Annotated in this window: 1 protein-coding gene; it reads left to right on the plus strand. The window is 49.1% G+C overall.

Going from position 1 to position 373, the window contains the following annotated elements; all coding sequences use genetic code 11:
• The coding region (locus AKJ31_RS22375) for a NusA N-terminal domain-containing protein (RefSeq protein ID WP_281173372.1) at positions 1-373 on the plus strand (373 nt) is incomplete at both ends.

The raw sequence follows: 373 nt of genomic DNA on the forward strand, positions 1-373 counted from the left end.
GGTTCAGTACGCCACGACGGCGACTCGATCGCGCTAGGTGATTTCTGTGATGACGAAATCGAGTCTGCAACATTTGACCGAATTACGAAGCAAACTGCGAAACAAGTAATCGGACAGAAAGTACGTGAAGCAGAGCGAGCGAAAAACGTAGAACAGTTCATAGATAACGAAGGGGAGATAGTGACAGGTGTGGTTAAGAAAGTTAACCGTGACACTGTGGAACTAAACCTAGGCAACAACGCAGAAGCGGGAATCCTACGTGATGACCAACTTCCACGCGAAAACTTCCGCCCAGGCGACCGTGTACGTGGTCTTCTATACCGTGTAGCACCAGAAGCTCGTGGCTTCCAGCTATTCATTACTCGTTCTAAGC

Source organism: Vibrio hepatarius (assembly GCF_001274785.1).
Taxonomy (GTDB): domain Bacteria; phylum Pseudomonadota; class Gammaproteobacteria; order Enterobacterales; family Vibrionaceae; genus Vibrio; species Vibrio hepatarius.